General features: G+C 30.6%; 17 protein-coding genes and 2 tRNA genes. 8 read left to right on the top strand and 11 right to left on the bottom strand.

What is annotated here, in order from left to right; all coding sequences use genetic code 11:
* The first annotated feature begins 79 nt into the window (after positions 1 to 79).
* From earP to CKCE_RS03890, 3 genes are all read left to right on the top strand, one after another.
* Positions 80 to 1,198, top strand: coding sequence for an elongation factor P maturation arginine rhamnosyltransferase EarP (earP, locus tag CKCE_RS03900; protein ID WP_015239008.1), 1,119 nt, complete (start codon positions 80 to 82; stop codon positions 1,196 to 1,198).
* 113 nt (positions 1,199 to 1,311) lie between these two features.
* Complete coding sequence (efp, locus tag CKCE_RS03895) at positions 1,312 to 1,869, top strand: elongation factor P (protein WP_015239007.1); 558 nt, start codon at positions 1,312 to 1,314, stop codon at positions 1,867 to 1,869.
* A 65-nt stretch (positions 1,870 to 1,934) separates the two neighbouring features.
* Positions 1,935 to 2,384: a DUF1178 family protein gene (locus tag CKCE_RS03890; RefSeq protein ID WP_015389064.1), complete on the top strand. Its 450-nt coding sequence runs from the start codon at positions 1,935 to 1,937 to the stop codon at positions 2,382 to 2,384.
* A gap of 161 nt (positions 2,385 to 2,545) precedes the next feature.
* Here CKCE_RS03890 and CKCE_RS03885 read toward each other — a convergent pair.
* The 7 genes from CKCE_RS03885 to cysS form a co-directional block, all read right to left on the bottom strand.
* Positions 2,546 to 2,623 (bottom strand) — tRNA-Arg (locus CKCE_RS03885).
* Positions 2,624 to 2,798: 175 nt separating this feature from the next.
* Positions 2,799 to 2,890: transfer RNA gene (locus tag CKCE_RS03880), tRNA-Ser, on the bottom strand.
* Between the two features lie 11 nt (positions 2,891 to 2,901).
* On the bottom strand, positions 2,902 to 4,170 hold the full coding sequence (locus tag CKCE_RS03875) for an aspartate kinase (protein ID WP_015389063.1): 1,269 nt from the start codon (positions 4,168 to 4,170) through the stop codon (positions 2,902 to 2,904).
* A gap of 96 nt (positions 4,171 to 4,266) precedes the next feature.
* Entirely contained in the window at positions 4,267 to 5,271 is a 1,005-nt protein-coding gene (gene tilS, locus CKCE_RS03870) for a tRNA lysidine(34) synthetase TilS (protein ID WP_015239004.1), read from the bottom strand.
* Between the two features lie 11 nt (positions 5,272 to 5,282).
* Entirely contained in the window at positions 5,283 to 6,245 is a 963-nt protein-coding gene (locus CKCE_RS03865) for an acetyl-CoA carboxylase carboxyltransferase subunit alpha (protein ID WP_015239003.1), read from the bottom strand.
* Positions 6,246 to 6,285: 40 nt separating this feature from the next.
* Positions 6,286 to 6,909 carry a DNA-3-methyladenine glycosylase family protein gene (locus tag CKCE_RS03860; RefSeq protein WP_015239002.1) on the bottom strand — a complete coding sequence of 208 codons (624 nt, stop codon included), beginning with the start codon at positions 6,907 to 6,909 and terminating at the stop codon, positions 6,286 to 6,288.
* A 23-nt stretch (positions 6,910 to 6,932) separates the two neighbouring features.
* Positions 6,933 to 8,375: a cysteine--tRNA ligase gene (gene cysS / locus CKCE_RS03855; RefSeq protein WP_015389062.1), complete on the bottom strand. Its 1,443-nt coding sequence runs from the start codon at positions 8,373 to 8,375 to the stop codon at positions 6,933 to 6,935.
* A gap of 436 nt (positions 8,376 to 8,811) precedes the next feature.
* On the opposite strand from cysS, the gene CKCE_RS03850 reads away from it, so the two are divergent.
* Positions 8,812 to 9,315 (top strand): peptidylprolyl isomerase, encoded by a 504-nt coding sequence (locus CKCE_RS03850; protein ID WP_015389061.1) that lies wholly within the window; start codon positions 8,812 to 8,814, stop codon positions 9,313 to 9,315.
* Positions 9,308 to 10,060 (top strand): UDP-2,3-diacylglucosamine diphosphatase, encoded by a 753-nt coding sequence (locus CKCE_RS03845; RefSeq protein ID WP_015238999.1) that lies wholly within the window; start codon positions 9,308 to 9,310, stop codon positions 10,058 to 10,060. Before CKCE_RS03850 ends, CKCE_RS03845 begins: the two co-directional genes overlap by 8 nt.
* Before the next feature lie 16 nt (positions 10,061 to 10,076).
* Here CKCE_RS03845 and CKCE_RS03840 read toward each other — a convergent pair whose 3' ends face one another.
* From CKCE_RS03840 to CKCE_RS03830, 3 genes are all read right to left on the bottom strand, one after another.
* On the bottom strand, positions 10,077 to 10,904 hold the full coding sequence (locus CKCE_RS03840; RefSeq protein ID WP_225968708.1) for an undecaprenyl-diphosphate phosphatase: 828 nt from the start codon (positions 10,902 to 10,904) through the stop codon (positions 10,077 to 10,079).
* Between the two features lie 6 nt (positions 10,905 to 10,910).
* Positions 10,911 to 12,476 carry a TerC family protein gene (locus tag CKCE_RS03835; RefSeq protein WP_015238997.1) on the bottom strand — a complete coding sequence of 522 codons (1,566 nt, stop codon included), beginning with the start codon at positions 12,474 to 12,476 and terminating at the stop codon, positions 10,911 to 10,913.
* Between the two features lie 79 nt (positions 12,477 to 12,555).
* A complete protein-coding gene (locus CKCE_RS03830; RefSeq protein ID WP_015238996.1) occupies positions 12,556 to 13,332 on the bottom strand; it encodes an inositol monophosphatase family protein in 777 nt (258 codons plus the stop codon).
* A gap of 142 nt (positions 13,333 to 13,474) precedes the next feature.
* Here CKCE_RS03830 and CKCE_RS03825 point away from each other — a divergent pair, with 142 nt between their 5' ends.
* Positions 13,475 to 14,227 carry an RNA methyltransferase gene (locus CKCE_RS03825; RefSeq protein WP_015238995.1) on the top strand — a complete coding sequence of 251 codons (753 nt, stop codon included), beginning with the start codon at positions 13,475 to 13,477 and terminating at the stop codon, positions 14,225 to 14,227.
* Between the two features lie 13 nt (positions 14,228 to 14,240).
* On the opposite strand, the gene CKCE_RS03820 is transcribed toward CKCE_RS03825, so the two are convergent.
* Positions 14,241 to 15,020 (bottom strand): mechanosensitive ion channel family protein, encoded by a 780-nt coding sequence (locus CKCE_RS03820; protein ID WP_225968707.1) that lies wholly within the window; start codon positions 15,018 to 15,020, stop codon positions 14,241 to 14,243.
* Between the two features lie 142 nt (positions 15,021 to 15,162).
* Here CKCE_RS03820 and CKCE_RS03815 point away from each other — a divergent pair, with 142 nt between their 5' ends.
* Positions 15,163 to 15,723, top strand: coding sequence for an NADPH-dependent FMN reductase (locus tag CKCE_RS03815; RefSeq protein WP_015238993.1), 561 nt, complete (start codon positions 15,163 to 15,165; stop codon positions 15,721 to 15,723).
* A gap of 37 nt (positions 15,724 to 15,760) precedes the next feature.
* Complete coding sequence (gene mutS, locus CKCE_RS03810; RefSeq protein WP_015238992.1) at positions 15,761 to 18,391, top strand: DNA mismatch repair protein MutS; 2,631 nt, start codon at positions 15,761 to 15,763, stop codon at positions 18,389 to 18,391.
* The last annotated feature ends 58 nt before the right edge of the window (positions 18,392 to 18,449 follow it).

Below are 18,449 nucleotides of genomic sequence, written 5' to 3'. Positions count from 1 at the left end.
ATTAAGACTAATTACTATTCTTAACGTATCCTGATTACCTTTGATATTATGATAACACTAATTATAGAAATGGTTAACAATGAAAATTGATATTTTTTGTAAGATTATAGATAATTATGGAGATATAGGATTTTCTTGGAGATTAGCCAATGACTTGGCTAATAATTATGACTGTATTGTAAGGTTAATTGTAGATAATTTAACAACTTTTTCATCAATAAACTCCAAAATAAATTCTAATTCTAACTATCAAATAATCGATAATATACAAATATTAAATTGGAATAGTGATGATGTATTAAAAATTAAACCAGCAGAATTAATTATAGAAACATTCAATTGTAATATCCCAGACGAATACATACAAAAAATAACAGAAAATATATCTTGTTGGCTAAATATAGAATATTTAACAGCTGAACCTTGGATAGAAAATTGTCATTTACTCCCATCTAAAATATCAAAAAATAGCAATAAATTTTTTTTCTTCCCTGGATTTAATAATAAAACAGGAGGACTCATTTTAGAGCCTAATCTAATAAAAGAAAGAAATATTTTTCAAAAATCTTTAGCATCACAATTGTTTTTTCTAAAAACATTAGGAATTGATGCTAATTTATTAGAAAAAAGATCTAGCAAATTTTTTTGCTACATGTTCTGCTATAATACAACACCAATTGTAGATATAATAAAAGGATTCGAGAAATTAAATAAAGAAATAGTTGTTTTAGCGAATCTAGGAAACCCTATACTTAAATTTGCAAAATACTATAATAACAAAAAGGTAAAAATCATTGAAATACCATTTATTGACCAAAATGATTTTGATAAACTTCTTTGGTGTATGGATATAAATTTTGTTAGGGGAGAAGATTCTTTTATAAGAGCTATTTGGTCTGGTCGCCCTATGATTTGGAATATATATCAACAAGAAGATAATGCTCATATTAACAAGTTAGATTGTTGGGTAGATGTTTATAACCCCCCATCTTATGTTAAAAAACTAATATATTCTTGGAATAAAAACAATTCAAATCTCCTGATTAAAAGCATACAAGAATCATTTTCAGGCCCAAACTGGATAAAATGGCAAAAACATGCTAAAAACTGGTCAGATAATCAAAGCCAACAAAGCTCGTTATCCTATAGATTATTAAAATTCTGCACAAAATATTTTAAAAAAGATAAAATCTTATAAGATTTTTAATAAAAATTTATATTTTCAAGATTAGTCGAATAAAATATAGGATGTTATATTTTTCAAACTAGGAAAATATTTAATTAACAAATTTATAATATCGGAGTTTTTTAATGAAGACTGCCCAGGAATTAAGAACTGGAAATGTTGTGATGATTGGAGGGGAGCCTCTTGTAGTCCAACGTACTGAGTATAACAAATCAGGCAGAAATTCTGCTGTTGTTAAAATGAAGTTTAAAAACTTACTGGTTGGATCTATTAGCGAGTCAGTATATAAAGCTGATGAAAAATTTGAAATAGTACAGCTAGAAAAAAAAGAGTGTGTGTATTCATACTACAACGATCCTATGTATGTATTTATGGATAATGAATTTAACCAATACGAAATAGAAAAAGAATGTATGGAAAATGCTCTTAAATATATTCAAGATGATTTGCAGGTAGAGGTCATTTTTTATAATAACAAAGCAATATCAGTTGATTTGCCTACGATAGTAGTAAGAGAGATAATATACACAGAACCTGCAGTTAGAGGAGATACTTCAGGCAAGGTTATGAAGCCAGCAAAACTTAACACTGGGTTTGAAATAAGCGTTCCTTTATTCTGTAAAATAGGCGACAAGATAGAAATTGACACTAGAACAGATGAATATAGAAAAATAGTAAATTAACTTTATAGACGTAAATATGTTTATATAAATATATTTATGTCTATAACAATATAACAATATTATATATGACTATAAAAGTTTTTAATCTACATTGTAATAATGGCCATATGTTTGAAGGATGGTTTAGTTCTCATACTGAATACGAAGAACAAATATCCAAAAACCTTATAACATGCCCTATTTGTTCATCATCAGAGATATCAAAACTATTATCAACTCCATATATAGGAAAAAAAAGATCTAGCAGCACTATAGAAAAAACACACACTAATAATATCCATAATATATCATTAGAACAACAAGCTAAAACCATAGAAAGTCTACGTCAAATTATAAATAAAGCAGAAAACGTTGGAAACAATTTTGCAGAAGAAGCTAGATTGATACATTCCGGAGAATCTCAAAAAACTTCAATAAAAGGGAATATATCACTCGATGAAAAAAAAGAACTAGAAGAAGAAGGAATCAACATAATTCCTATACCTAATTTTCTTGATGATGATCTATTACAATAAACTTATTAACATAAACGGTGGATAAGTTTATTAATAACTTAATGAATATCATAAAAAAATCAACAATAACAAGTTCTTATATAAATTGTTTAATTTTTAGACTACAAGACATAAAAAAAGCCTAGGTTCATAAAAATATATATACCTAAGCTTAAAAATATTGGTGCGCCCGGCAGGATTTGAACCCACGACCCCTTGGTTCGTAGCCAAGTACTCTAATCCAACTGAGCTACGGGCGCATTTGATAAATACATCATCTACAAAATAAATCGAATACAGCTAGCTTTTGACTAGCTGTATTATATGAAATTAAAAATTTCTAATTTCAAAATCACCAATGGTAATCAGAGCCACTGGATAGTATATTATAAATAATAACTAAATAAATTACAACAAAAAACAACATCAACAACCTGGCGGAGGCGGTGAGATTCGAACTCACGGTGCAGTTTTTGCCACACACTCCCTTAGCAGGGGAGCCCCTTCAGCCACTCGGGCACGCCTCCAAAAAACTATACTATACACTATCAGTATCTGAACTATGTTCTAAACCAAATGCTTTATGCAAAGAACGTACAGCTAATTCCATATATTTATCGTCTATTATAACAGAAGTTTTAATCTCACTGGTGCTTATCATTTTAATATTTATTCCCTCTTGAGACAAGGTTTTAAACATTAAGCTCGCAACACCTACATGAGAGCGCATTCCAACGCCAACTATAGACACTTTAGCAACCTTGTCATCTGTACTTATCTCTCTTGCTTGCACAGCAGGAACAACATCATTTTCCAAAAGATCTAATGTCCGTTTAAAATCAGAACGGTTTACAGTAAAAGAAAAATCAGTACATCCAGCAACAGATTGATTTTGTAAAATCATATCAACTTCTATGTTAGCGGCAGCAACAGGACCAAGTATAGAATGAGCAATACCTGGAGTATCAGGCACAGCTATTAATGTAATCTTAGCTTCATCCCTACTAAACGCTATACCAGACACTACAGCAGCTTCCATATTATCATTTTCCTCAAAATTTATTAGTGTTCCAGAATGCATTTCTTCATCTAAAGGGATATTAACATCAGTTAATGATGACAATACCCTGGTTGGAACACTATACTTACCAGCAAACTCAACAGAACGTATTTGTAAAACTTTAGATCCAAGAGATGCCATTTCCAACATTTCTTCGAATGAAACTCTAGGCATACATCTTGCTTCTGGAACAACTCTAGGATCCGTTGTATATACACCATTAACATCAGTATATATTAAACACTCATCAGCTTTTAAAGCTGCAGCAATAGCAACCGCTGATGTGTCAGATCCTCCGCGACCTAAAGTTGTAATATTATTTTCCTGATCAACACCTTGAAAACCTGTTATAACTACAACACGACCCTGTTTTAAATCAGAAAGAATATGCTCGCCATCTATCGACATAATCCTTGCTTTGCTATAAGCAGAATCTGTCTTGATAGGCACTTGCCATCCAGCATAGCTTCTAGCAGATATGCCTACAGACTGCAATGCAATAGCTAACAATGCACTGCTAACCTGCTCCCCAGTAGCTGCTATCATATCTAATTCTCTGGCATCGGGGAAAGGAGTTAACTCTTTCGCAAGACTCAACAAGCGATTAGTCTCACCAGACATAGCAGAAGGAACCACTACAACCTGATGTCCAGCCCTGTGCCATTTTGCAACTCGACAAGCTACATTCTTGATGCGCTCAATAGAGCCCATCGATGTCCCACCATATTTATGAACGAATAACGACATTTCTTACTCTAATAAAATATCAAAAAAAATACCAATAATCATATTGTAAAATAACCACTAAGCTTTATTTTATACCAAACAATATTACATTAGTAATTATTTATCTATATATACCCTACCTCTTTTACATAATATCAAATGATTATCATGATGAACAGTCATGCAACGATCATAACCTAATGCATGTAATTGAGAAAGTTGTTTATAAATCTCATTCAATACTGCATTACTAGGTAAGTTGATATTATGCAACATAATCCAATACCTCAAAACTTGCATTTTTATTGGTTTTGATAAAATCAGTCTCCATTTTAACAATGAAAAACTAAAATTATCATTATCAAAATCCAATGTTTTCAAATAGTTGCTAGAAAAAACTTCAATAATGTTATCTGCATCTCTCATATGAGAAGCATGTCTACATAATGTTTTTTTCCATTGAGGCCAGTATCTATCAAGGACAGGTTCTAAAAAGAATCTTATTACACCTCTAGAATAAGCTGGATCTTTATTAGTAGGATCATTAATAGGAAACCAAGAATTATCTAGTGAAAACTTTTTACTTTCAATATCAATATTATTCTTATCTATATCTAACCAAGGTCTGATATAAAAAATATTATTAACCTTCGATATTTTTTTCATACCAGCCATACCCTTTACACCAGAACCACGAAGCAAACGAAATAATAAAGTCTCTGCTTGATCTTTCTGATGGTGAGCTAAAAAAACATGATGGATTCCATGTTCCATTGATAAGTCATAAAAAGCCTTATATCTAGCATCTCTAGCAGCTCCTTCAATACCTTTCTTCTTTATAGAATCCACTAATATTTTTTTTTCATATATTTCTACATCTAACAAATTAGCTAAAGAATGGACGTGTCGTGACCAATTATCAGCAGTTTCCTGAAGCCCATGATTTACATGAAACAACACCATAGAAATATTAAATTTTTCTGTTGCTTTTTTAGCAATATAAGACATTGTTGAAGAATCAACCCCACCACTAACAGCTATAGCAATTTTCTTAGGATGCTCCTCTAATTCAAATAATGAATTGACAAAGCTATCATACAAAACAATAAAAGAATCATTCATAACACTAATTCCTAAGATACTTCTCTGAATGATCCGAAAGATAATATATTAGATATCCTTTGTTTTACTAATTGCTCAGCATTTAATTTCTTGATTTCATTAAAAGATTCTACTAGTGATTTGCTTAAAATTTGAGCCATAACACGAGGTTCTCTATGAGCCCCACCTACTGGCTCACTTACTATTTTATTTATCAAACCTAATTCTTTTAAACGAGTGGCAACTATTGCTAATGCTTCTGCTGCCTCTTGAGTCTTACCAGGGCTACGCCATAATATAGACGCACACCCTTCAGGAGAAATTACAGAATATGTAGCATACTGTAACATCAAAACATCATTTCCAACGGCAATAGCAAGCGCTCCTCCAGACCCACCCTCTCCAATAATTGTGCAAATAATAGGAACTTTTAACTCAGCCATTACGTACAAATTACGACCTACTGCTTCAGATTGACCTCTTTCTTCCGCTCCAACTCCAGGATAAGCGCCAGGCGTATCCACAAAAGTAAAGACAGGAATATTAAATTTCTCGGCTAAACGCATTAATCGCAAAGCTTTCCTATATCCTTCTGGCATTGACATGCCAAAATTACGCCTAGCTCTTTCTTTGGTATCTCTTCCTTTTTGATGGCCTATAATCATACAAGAAACGCCATTAAATCTAGCTAATCCTCCAACAATAGATTGATCATCAGCATACATTCTATCACCATGCAATTCATGAAAATCAGTAAAAATTTCATTAATATAATCCAGTGTATAGGGTCTCTGAGGATGTCTTGCTACTAAAGCTACTTGCCACGGCGTTAATTTAGAATAAATTTTTTTCGTTAACTGTTCACTTTTCTTTTGCAACCTATCTATCTCATCAGAAATATCTAAAGCAGAATCAGACTGGACATACCTAAGCTGTTCTATTTTCTCTTCAAGTTCAGCAATTGGTTGCTCGAATTCTAAAAAGTTATTTCTCATATTTACAATTTTTATATCAGTTTCTATAAAAATAATTAGCCTATTCTATACTTCGCCATAAATACCAAGTAGCTACAGTACGCCAAGGACGCCATGCTACAGACACTTCTCTAGCCTCAAAACGAGAGACAGGCTCTCCACTAAAGTAATGAGTAGATATTGCTTTTAATAAACCAAAATCATCTAATGGCATTATGTCAGGTCTTTGCATATTAAAGATCAAAAACATTTCTGCTGTCCATCGACCAACTCCTTTAATTCTAGACAATTCTGAAATTATAGACTCATCGTCCATTTTAAGCCATTTCTCAGGACAAACACTACTATTATTAAAATAATCAGCTAAATCTTTTAAATAATCAATTTTTCTTTTAGAAACACCTATATTTCTTAACAACTCACCAGACATGCTAGAAATTAATTTAGGATTAGGTGACTCGCCTACTAAATTAATAAATTTATTCCATATAGTAGCAGCTGCTTTTACAGAAATTTGCTGAGCTAAAATTAAGCGAACAAGCGTTAAAAATGGTGGGCTAGGAGATAATAAAACCTTATCTTCACAAAGTGGTATTACTTTCCTTAAAATCCTATCCTTCTTTTTCAATTGAGAAACCGCTTCTTCCCAATAATCAGGCTGAACTATATTTTTATTACTAGGCATCAAAAACTTTTTCCTTTAAATAATTAAAAACGACGCCAACGTGTGGAATAATTTGGCAAATCCTCCACCTCTATACCAGATTCTTTTAACAAATTTCTAATATAATCAGATTCTTTATAATCAAGATTTTTTTTAGCTTGCGATCTTTTCAAAACTAGTAATTCAACATCTTCGTCAGACAAATAGACTGATTTAATACTACCACTTCCATATCTAGTATTAGACTTAAAATAATTCTCAGGATCTTGATTTAACAGCCCCAAAATACTAGATAAACTCTTAAGTTGCCTTGCACTACGAACACAGTTATCTCTATTGGCCTTAGATGCTAAGTCAAATAAAATAGCTACTGCTTTTGGCGTATTAAAATCATCATTCATAGCCTCAGCAAACTCTGTAGCACTGGGATCTGACCAGTCTACACAATAATCACTATCAAACTGGAAGTTAATGATAGCAGAATACAACTTATCTAAAGAGCTTTGAGCATCTATTAAATTATCAATCACATAGTTTTGTTTGCTTCGATAATGATTTCTAACAATGAAGAATCTAAGCATCTCGGCTTCTCTGGTATTCACACAATACTCATCATTTGATAAGTTACCATAACCAATTGCTTCTCTTATTGTGCAATAGTTATTCAGTGACTTAGACATCTTATAGTCATTAACCATAAGGGGACCACAATGCATCCAATTATGAGAAAAAACTCCACCATATACCCCTTCAGTTTGTGCTATTTCATTCTCATGATGAGGGAAAATAAGATCTGGCCCTCCACCGTGTATATCAATCGGCAATCCTAATATAGAATGACTCATTGCAGAACACTCTATATGCCATCCAGGACGACCAATTCCATAACAAGAATTCCATTTGCTATCGTCTGGATCATTTTCTTTTGAATGTTTCCATAAAACAAAATCTAGTGGATCATGTTTATCTGATGCAACCGGAACCCTTTCTCCAGAACGCAAAGAATCCAAATCTTTTCTAGAAAGCTTTCCATAAGATGGGAAAGATCTAACTTTAAAATTAACATCACCATTTTCAGCATGATAAGCAAGACCTTTTTTTTCTAACTGCTGTATCATTTCAATCATATGATCTACATAATGAGTCGCTCTAGGTTCTTTATTCGGACTATTTACCCACAAGGCCCTCTCATCAGCGTGCATAGCTGATATATAAAAGTTAGTAATATCACTAATGTCTTTCTTGAGTTCTAAAGAACGTTTTATTATTTTATCGTCTATATCAGTTATATTTCTAACATACTCTACGCGAAAACCAATATTACGTAACCAACGTTGGACTATGTCAAACACAATCATTACACGAGCATGGCCAAGATGACAAAAATCATATACAGTCATACCACAAACATACATCCTGACAGAGCCTTTATGATATGGTTGAAATTTTTCTTTAGTATGAGTTAATGTATTATATATGTGCAACATATAGAATTTATCTTAAAAAAATCAAAAGTTTAAGGTATTAAAAATCACCAACAAATAAAAACATCTTAAATGTAAGCAATAGATAAGTTTACGAACAAATTTAGTTTTTATTTCAATAAATCACTAAAATATAGTTATATTATGTAAAAGTATTACTAATAATATTTAGTATCAATTAATGCTGTGGGAATAAAACTAGGTTATGAAATTAACACTTAATATTAATAATTATATAGATATTAACTTTGAGGTCAAAATAAATAAAATAGATTGATAATTGATTATAAACAGATCAGCAGAAATAAAAAACTATAGTTGTGTATATTAAAAGTAAGACTTATGATTAACAAAAAATAAATTTAATGGCATTATAATTATATATTATTAATAAAAGTTATAGAACTATAATTTACCAAATGGAGTTAGACCACACATCATGATCAAAGCGAAAATACAAACCAATCTCGGAGAAATTACTGTTTCATTGGATAAAGATAAAGCACCAATAACAGTAGAAAATTTTCTACATTATGTCAACACAAAGTTTTATGATGACACGTTGTTTCACAGGGTAATCGACGGGTTCATGATACAAGGTGGAGGATTAACAAAAAATTTAGAAAATAAAACCTCTGAAAAAAAACCTATTGAAAACGAAGCAAATAATGGCTTGAAAAACGACAAATATACAATTGCAATGGCAAGAACTAATGATCCTCATTCTGCAACTAGTCAATTTTTTATAAATGTTGCAGATAATGATTTTTTAAATTACTCAGCTCCTACACAAAATGGATGGGGATATGCTGTATTCGGAAAAGTAGTTGACGGAGAAGAAACAATCAATAAAATTAAAAATAGCAGAACTGGCAATAAAGGATTTCATCAAAATGTTCCAATGGAAGACATAGTCATAAAAACGGTAGAAATAATTGAGTAATCTCATATTAAAAGGCAGTTTATGGTTTGCTTCTGATTTTCATCTTTCTGAAAATCATTATGCAACACTAGAAGCATTCAAAGCGCTAATACATGAAGCATCTTCTTATTCAGATGCTTTGTTATTGTTAGGAGATGTTTTTGATATATGGATTGGTGACGACGTAATCAACCTCGCCCCAGAATGGCTAGAAGAAATTTTATTTGCCATGAAACAAGCCACTAGAAAAATTCCTGTTTTTCTAGTGAGAGGTAATAGAGACTTCCTATTAGGAAAAGAATTTTCAAGTTTTACAGGAATAAAATTAATATCATCTCAAACAATAATAAATACAGATTTCAAAACAATTATTGTCACTCATGGAGATGAATTATGTACAGATGACTTGGAATATCAAAAATTCAAAATGTTAACTAATAATGAGAATTGGAAAAAACAATTCCTTTACAAGCCAATTGAAGAACGTTTGTCACTAGCTTCTAGTTTAAGAAATTATAGCAACATAAATAATAAGTCGAAACCAAACGACATAATGGATATAAATGAATCTGAATTACTGCGAGTGTTTGATAGCCATAAAGTTCAGATAATGATTCACGGTCACACTCATAAAAAAGGAAAAGTAAATTACAATTTCAAAAACTCTCTTTGCGAAAGATGGGTTTTGCCAGAATGGGACTTAGATGACAAACTAACTAAACAAGGAAAAATAATACTAGATTCTAATGGAATAAGATTTGCTTAGTATAAGTGTTGCATATTTATTGCATAATCATCAATAGCATCAATAACCCAATGATTATCCTATACCACCCAAATATCTTGTACGAATGATTTGCTACAAATTCAATAACAATATGTACTACACACATGGCGCTAATAAATGACGCTATAAAACCTATTGACATTCCTATACAAAGTTTAGATGACAACAAACCCATATTGCTATATATATCATACATAGCTGCACCAATAATTGTAGGTATGGCCATCATAAAAGAAAATTCAGTAGCATTCCTACGATCTAACCCAATAACAATACCAGCTACTATTGTTGCTCCTGAACGAGAAACACCTGGAATCATCGCTAAACACTGTAATAAACCTATAAATAAAGCTTGTTTTAGTGATATTTTATATATTGAGCTTTCTCTATGATTATTAGAATAATAATTATTTTCCACAATTAATATAATAAACCCACCTATTATTAAAGATATGGAAATAATAATCTCATAATTAAAAATATCTTTTATCCTGCTAATAAAACAAAAACCTATCAACACAGTTGGAATAATAGACACCAACAAATTACGGAAAAACAATAGTTGCTTAGAATCTAGACGTATTAGACCCAAAACTAAATCTTTTATTTTCTCTCTAAAAAATACCAAAAGAGAAAACATAGCACCAGCCTGAATAAAAACTTCAAATACTCTACTTTCTTCAGAATCAAAACCTATGATTTTACCTAGAAATATTAAATGAGCGGTACTAGATACTGGAATAAATTCTGTGATTCCTTCTATTATGCCTAAAAAACATGTTTGAACAAAATAATAAAAATTACTAAACACTATGGTATCCAATTTTAACTACTCACTAGATGAAACATCGATTTCATCTAAGACTCTTCTTGTCACTCTAACTAAAGATATACGACGTCCATCACATTCTAAAACTTCAAAACAAAATAGACTGCCGTAATAATAATGATCCCAAACATCTCCTATCTCAGGAAGTTCTCCAAATTTAGATAATAAATATCCAGCCATTGTTGAATAGTCTTGCGATTCATCTACAAGACCTTCAATTTCTAAAGATTGCTCCACATGATGAAGATCAGCGGAACCATCAATTTTCCATATGAAATCATTTTCCTTAATAATTGCTGGCAATTCATCTTCATCTGGAAACTCTCCAGCAATCGCCTCTAACACATCAATTGGAGTAACAAGACCTTCGATCTCACCGAATTCATCAGCAACTAGAACCAACTGTCCTCTTGAAACTTTTAAAATTTCTATCAATTTTAGAATGCTTATAGACTCATGAACAATAATAGGATCTCTTAAATTAGCCTTCGATAGATCATTATTCTCAGTCAAATACGATATTAAATCTTTAGCCCTACCAATGCCAATAACTTCATCCAGAGAACCTTTACACACTGGAAAAAAACTATGTGGAACTTCTATTAATTGTCTATGTATTTCTTGCGGAGAATCTGTAATACTAATCCAAGAAATGTCTGTTCTTGGTGTCATTATAGATAGAATAGATCTATCAGATAAAGCCAAGACACCACTAACCATGTTTCTTTCTTCAATACCAAAGGTTTTAACATTAACATGTTGATTATCTGAAGATTTAGGATTTTCATTAGAATATGATTTACCAAACATTCTGAGAACTGCTTCTGCTGTTCTTTCTCTCATAGGTCTTCTGGAATTAATCATCAAGAAATTTCTTCTTGAAACATAATTTAAAGCTTCTATAGATATCGAAAAACCTATGGCAACATATAAATACCCTTTAGGTATTTTATAACCAAAACTTTCTGCCAATAAAGAAAATCCTATAATAAGGAGAAACCCTAAACAAAGAACAACAGTACTTGGATGATTATTTACAAATATAGTTAATGGTTTTGATGCAATCATCATTACGCACGTAGCTATAATTGCAGCAATCATCATAATAGCTAACTGATCAACCATGCTTATGGCTGTTATTACAGAGTCCAATGAAAAAACTGCATCTAAAACAACAATCTGTGCGACAATTACCCAAAAACTGGCATACTCTTTTGAGTAAGTAGAGGAATTATTATCACCATTAATACGCTCATGAAGCTCTATTGTACTTTTAAATAATAAAACTATTCCCCCTATAAGCATAATCAGGTCACGACCTGAAAACGAACTATTTGGCAATATAGGGTTTGTCAAAGTTAGTAACCATGACATACATGATAGAAAGATTATTCTGATCAACAAAGCCATACCAAGACCTATGATACGTGCCTTATCTCGTTCTATAGGCGTTAACTTATCTACCAAAATTGCAATAAAAACTAGATTATCTATCCCTAGAACAATTTCTAGTACTATCAATGTAAGCAAGCCGACCCATGCTGTTGGATCTAGCAGCCAATCCATTAGATATTTCTCCTTAAAATTAACATACTAACTTCCAATAAAAATGTGAAATTATATAACAAAACAACAAACCAAATACTTAGTTATCATTTAAATTTTGTGTTTGCAGAGCATTAACTATTTTAGCAAATATTTTTGGTGTTGCTGCTAGCATTTGACCAGAAGAAAACCAATTTTGATCTCCATGATAATCAGCAACCAACCCTCCAGATTCAGAAGATAATAATCCACCAGCAGCCATATCAAAAATACTTAAATTAGAACCTAAAAAAGCCTCTAACCTGCCACAAGCAACATAAGCAAGAGCCAAAGAACAAGAGTTTATCTTTCTAATCGATAAATTTTGTATTGTTTTATCCAAAAGATCAAAAGAATTATTAGCAACACGATTATCTTGAATAGAAATTAAAGACTTACCAAAACGATTTTTTCCTGACACTCTAACACGTCTGTCATTTAAAAAAGTTCCTGCCCCTCTACTGGCTGTAAACAATTCATTACGAACAGGGTCATACACAACTGATTGCACAATATTATTATAGTGCATTAGGCTTATAGAAATTGAATAAAAAGGGAAACAATGAATGAAATTTTCTAAGCCGTCCAGTCCACATACAATCCACTTGAACTCTTTATTTAGATCAAAACTATCATTTTTACCAATAAAATCATGATCAGGATAAACATTCAATAGAACTTCTGATATTACATGTTCTGATAAACGACTAGTTTCTGCTACATAATCATTAAGTAGATTAGAAGAAACATTATTTCTCTCTAAATCTAAACTTGAACGATTTATTATAGCACCGGCTTTCCTAGCTGCCTTAATTGCAATATTTAAAATTGGATTCATAATTAAATTAATAAATGCTAATATCTATTAGAAAATTCTATAGATTTTGTAATAAACAAACATAATATATGTAATAATCTATCAAGCATATATAAATAAGAGAATATATGCAAAAAAACCAGCCATAACATAAATGATCAAGATGTTTTCAAAAATAAATTTCATATTAGTTAACCCTAGTCATCCTGGAAATATAGGATCTTCAGCAAGAGCTTTAAAAAACATGAATTTTCAAAAATTAATAATTGTAAACCATAACAATTATGAAATCACAGAAAATAATGAAGCCATTAAATTTGCAAGTAATGCTCAAGATGTTTTAAAAAATATTACAATTTGCAAAAATTTAAAAGAAGCTCTTTCAAATACATCTTTTTCAGTAGCCTTAACAGCAAGAAGCAATAGAAAAATAGATCTATGTTCATACCAAATTAGAGATGCAATAAAAGTAGCTATTTCACATATGATAAACTCAAATAAAGAAATATCATTTGTATTTGGATCAGAAAATCATGGGTTAACTAATCAACAAATATCACTATGCAATTGCATTGCTAATATACCATCTAATCCAGAATACCAATCTCTAAATATATCACATGCATTGCAAATAGTTGCATGGGAGCTATATTATGCAATTATGGAACAAAACATAAACATCACAAAACAAAATTCACATAAAAAAAACAAAAACAATGACATGGCATCAATTTCAGAAATCATTACTCTTTTAGAAAAGTTAGAAAAGATTCTTATAAAGATTAACTTCCTTAACCCATTAAAACCAAAACATCTCATGCTCAAATTAACACAATTAGCATTAAGATCAAATCTCAAAAAAAATGAAATAAATATTTTACATGGTATCTTTGAATCTATTATCAACAGATATTAAAAAAATAAAAACATCAATTACTTAATTCCCTAACTACAATTGGTGATTTAAAACCATTTTTCCTTAAAACTTTCCATACTTCGTTGTACAAACACCAGCGAAAATCCCAATATGTTGTAGTATTAGACCATGCTCTTATATTAACAACTATCGCTAGTTCTCTAAAATCTACAACTTTAACTAAAGGCTCTGGATCCTTTAATAAATATTTATTCGATAAAACAACATCCATAATTAGTTGAATAGCCAACTCTATATCATCCTCATATCTTAAAAATACTGGTATATCTACTCTTCGTGTAGTATTACGACTAAAATTGGTTATTGTTGAATTCCAAACCATGCTATTTGGCAAAGATAAATGGATGCCATCTGGTTGAATAATTTTAGTTAAAAACAGACCTACTTCTTGAATAACTCCCTCTTCAGAGGTTTTTAAAGATATATACTCACCAACTCTGATAGGTCTAAGCAATAGTAACATAATGCCTGCTGCTATATTTTGCAATGTTCCTTGCAACGCAAGACCTATAGCCAAACCTGCAGCTCCCAAGACAGCTATTATGCTAGCGGTTTGAACTCCAAATCTAGAAAGAACAGCAATTGATGTAAATATTCTAATGCTCCAGACAATCAAAGATTTTAACATTGGAACAACAGTAGCATCTATATGAGCTGATAAATTCACTGCCCTTTGAAACCAACGACCTATAACTGAAGAAAACCACCAACCGAAAACTAAAATGACAGCAGAAAATAACAAATTAAACATAAAATCTTTGATTATAAGCATACAAAACCCCTGAAAATTATTCTTACCAAAATAATAAAACATACCACCTATTTCTCATTTATTATCAGAAATATCTATAGCCATGCTAAAATTACAAATTATACAAATAAATTACTATTAAAAACAAATGAAATAACTAATTATGACCACACAAAAAATAACAGTAGCGGTCTTTATAGGAAGTTTAAAAAAAGACTCTATAAATTTTAAAATAGCTAAAACTGCAGAACAAATTTCATGTAAAGATCTAATATTTAAATATATAAAAATATCTGATTTGCCTTTATACAATGAAGACCATGAAAAAAATTTTCCAGAAAAAATAGCAGAACTAAAAAATGAGATAATGAATACAGATTCAGTGCTTTTTATAACACCTGAACATAATAAATCTATACCAGCAGCTCTAAAAAACGCAATAGATTGGATATCTAGACCATACGGTCAAAACTCATGGAAAAATAAGAAAGCAGCTATTATTGGTGGATCTATTAGCAAATCTGGAACATGTTCTGCGCAATACCACCTAAGACAAATACTATCATCATTAGGCGTTATTACAATGCCTATACCAGAATTAATGCTGCATTGCCATGATAATATTTTTGACCCAGAATTATCCATAATTAATGAAGAATATACTTTGAATTTTATAAAATCATGGGTTAATCAATATACAGCTTGGTTAAAAAAAACTATATAAGCAAATTTTAAAAAAATAGCACCCACAAAAACATTATATGAAAAAACATTCTTGCATTAAAATGCCGACCATAGTAGAAGGATTAAGCCCACTAATGCAACAATATATTTCCTTAAAAAAAGAAGCAGGAAGTATGTTGCTTTTCTTCAGAATGGGAGATTTTTATGAAATGTTTTATGAAGATGCTGAAAAGGGATCTCTTTTATTAAATATTAATCTAACAAAAAGAGGATTTATAAACGGCATACCTATACCTATGGCTGGAATACCGGCAAACTCACTAGAGCAATACCTAAAAAAACTTATAGAGCAAGGAGAATCTGTAGCTATTTGCGAACAAATTACTGATTTCAGCAATTCTAAAACAAATCTAGTTGAGAGGAAAATAGTTAGAATTATAACTCCTGGAACTATAACAGAAGAATCTCTACTGTCATCAAAATCAGATAGTGCAATGGTCGCTATCGATCCATATCAATATAATAAACAAAAAATAGGGATTTCTTATTTAAATCTAGCAAATGGTGATTTTAAGGTAATGGAATGTCAATCATTACAAGAACTAAAATCAGAATTACATAGGTTATCGCCAACTGAAATAATTATACCTGAAGAATATAATTTAACTAGCACACAAGATTTCAGTGCTACATATACTAAAGTTCCTAAATGGCACTTTGATTATGAAAATGCCTTAAAACATTTATTAACTCATTTTGAAATATTATCACTTGATAGTTTTGGCATATCCACAAATTCGTCATATATAGGAGCTGCAGGAGCCATCCTAAGATATGCTTATAAAGCACAATCTATTTATGCCTTATCACATATCCGGACAATACAGGTAGAGCATTCAAAACAATTTGTTTTTCTAGACCCATTCACAAGAAGAAATTTAGAAATAACTCAAACTATCTATGGAGAAAAATCACCTACACTTTTTTCACATTTAGATAGATGTAATACTTCTATGGGTAGCAGACTGCTAAAAAAATGGTTACATAACCCATTGACTAATGACAAAGAAATTAAACTAAGGCAAGATGCTATAAATAGTTTACTATCAATAAACAAAAAAGATAAATTAGAAAATAATAATATTATACAAACCATTAGAAATCTATTGAAAGAAATACCTGATTTAGAAAGAATAACATCAAGAATAGCACTAAAATCAATTCGTCCTAAAGAATTAATCTATGTAAAAAACACTATAAAAATCATACCACAAATTAATTCACTATTAATTATAATTAAAAAATCAGAAAAGATAACAAATATCAAAGAAAAGTTACTAATAGATACATCAATATACGACTTAATAAATGAGTCAATAAATCCTGAGCCAGCATACTCAATAAAAGAAGGAAATGTAATAGCGGATGGTTTTGATCATGAGTTAGATACATTAAGATCTATTTCTAAAAATGAAAACACATATCTGCAAGAACTAGAAACAAAGGAAAAAATTAAGACAGGCATTACCAATTTAAGATTATCATTTAGCAGAATACATGGTTTTTACATAGAAATAACTAAAGGTCAAATTGAAAAAGCTCCATCACATTACAAAAGAATACAAACTCTAAAAAATGTAGAAAGATTTACTATTCCAGAACTAAAAACATGGGAAGACAAAATATTATCTGCCAAAGAAAAAGCTTTATCTAGAGAAAAATATTTATATGAGCAAATAATACAAAAATTAAACAACTATATAACAAATCTAATAGAATGTGCTAAAGCAATTGCCGAATTTGATGTATTGTCTGCTCTAGCAGAACATGCCTTTGTATATGAATGGACATGCCCTACTATAAGCAATGAAAATGAAATAATAATAAAATCAGGAAGACATCCAATAGTAGAAGCTCATATAGAAACATTTGTTCCGAATGATTGTTTTCTTAGTAATGAACAAAAAATGCTCATAATAACAGGACCCAATATGGGTGGGAAATCTACATATATGAGGCAAATTGCCTTAATATCACTTCTCGCAAAAGTAGGAAGTTTTGTACCTGCATATGAAGCAAAAATAGGAACAATTGATAGAATATTTACAAGAATTGGGGCTTCAGATGATATATCAGGAGGAAAATCTACTTTCATGGTAGAAATGACAGAAGCATCAATAATACTTTCGTCTAGCAATAAAAATAGCTTGGTACTAATAGATGAAATAGGTAGAGGCACTTCTACAAATGAAGGTATATCACTAGCATGGGGTATAGCTGACTATCTATTAAACTATAATAAATCTTTAACTATTTTTGCAACTCATTACTTTGAATTAACTAAAATACCTCATATTCATAAACAAGCAACTAATGTACATATGAGTGCTATAGAAACAGAAGATGATCTAATATTCTTGCATGAACTAAAAAATGGACCAGCAAATCAAAGCTATGGGATCCAAGTTGCAAAAAAAGCAGGATTACCAATAGAAGTAATACAAAAATCTATAGAAAAACTTAATTCAATAAAAGAACCAACTATTGAAAATGACATACAACCAATTTCAAATGCTCATAACTATGAGCTAGAACAATATGAAAAACTCAAAAAAGTTATTTTAAATATAAACGTAGATGAAACAACGCCATTAGAAAGCTTAAACAAACTAAAAAGCATACAGAAAATAATTATTAATAACCAGTAACATAACATTTAATATATTGCATGTATATTAATTATCAATATAAGAAAAAGACAAAAAA

It is taken from the genome of Candidatus Kinetoplastibacterium crithidii (ex Angomonas deanei ATCC 30255), from assembly GCF_000319225.1.
GTDB classification, from domain to species: domain Bacteria; phylum Pseudomonadota; class Gammaproteobacteria; order Burkholderiales; family Burkholderiaceae_B; genus Kinetoplastidibacterium; species Kinetoplastidibacterium crithidii_B.
This window is presented reverse-complemented; position numbering and strand designations above follow the sequence as displayed.

Bases quoted from the DNA above. Each gene is read 5' to 3' on its own strand.
- CKCE_RS03875 (WP_015389063.1), bottom strand. From the start codon at position 4,170: ATGTCGTTATTCGTTCATAAATATGGTGGGACATCGATGGGCTCTATT.
- CKCE_RS03825 (WP_015238995.1), top strand. From the start codon at position 13,475: ATGTTTTCAAAAATAAATTTCATATTAGTTAACCCTAGTCATCCTGGA.
- CKCE_RS03865 (WP_015239003.1), bottom strand. From the start codon at position 6,245: ATGAGAAATAACTTTTTAGAATTCGAGCAACCAATTGCTGAACTTGAA.
- CKCE_RS03890 (WP_015389064.1), top strand. From the start codon at position 1,935: ATGACTATAAAAGTTTTTAATCTACATTGTAATAATGGCCATATGTTT.
- tilS (WP_015239004.1), bottom strand. From the start codon at position 5,271: ATGAATGATTCTTTTATTGTTTTGTATGATAGCTTTGTCAATTCATTA.
- CKCE_RS03850 (WP_015389061.1), top strand. From the start codon at position 8,812: ATGATCAAAGCGAAAATACAAACCAATCTCGGAGAAATTACTGTTTCA.
- cysS (WP_015389062.1), bottom strand. From the start codon at position 8,375: ATGTTGCACATATATAATACATTAACTCATACTAAAGAAAAATTTCAA.
- mutS (WP_015238992.1), top strand. From the start codon at position 15,761: ATGAAAAAACATTCTTGCATTAAAATGCCGACCATAGTAGAAGGATTA.
- CKCE_RS03860 (WP_015239002.1), bottom strand. From the start codon at position 6,909: ATGCCTAGTAATAAAAATATAGTTCAGCCTGATTATTGGGAAGAAGCG.
- CKCE_RS03835 (WP_015238997.1), bottom strand. From the start codon at position 12,476: ATGGATTGGCTGCTAGATCCAACAGCATGGGTCGGCTTGCTTACATTG.
- CKCE_RS03815 (WP_015238993.1), top strand. From the start codon at position 15,163: ATGACCACACAAAAAATAACAGTAGCGGTCTTTATAGGAAGTTTAAAA.
- CKCE_RS03830 (WP_015238996.1), bottom strand. From the start codon at position 13,332: ATGAATCCAATTTTAAATATTGCAATTAAGGCAGCTAGGAAAGCCGGT.
- CKCE_RS03820 (WP_225968707.1), bottom strand. From the start codon at position 15,020: ATGCTTATAATCAAAGATTTTATGTTTAATTTGTTATTTTCTGCTGTC.
- earP (WP_015239008.1), top strand. From the start codon at position 80: ATGAAAATTGATATTTTTTGTAAGATTATAGATAATTATGGAGATATA.
- efp (WP_015239007.1), top strand. From the start codon at position 1,312: ATGAAGACTGCCCAGGAATTAAGAACTGGAAATGTTGTGATGATTGGA.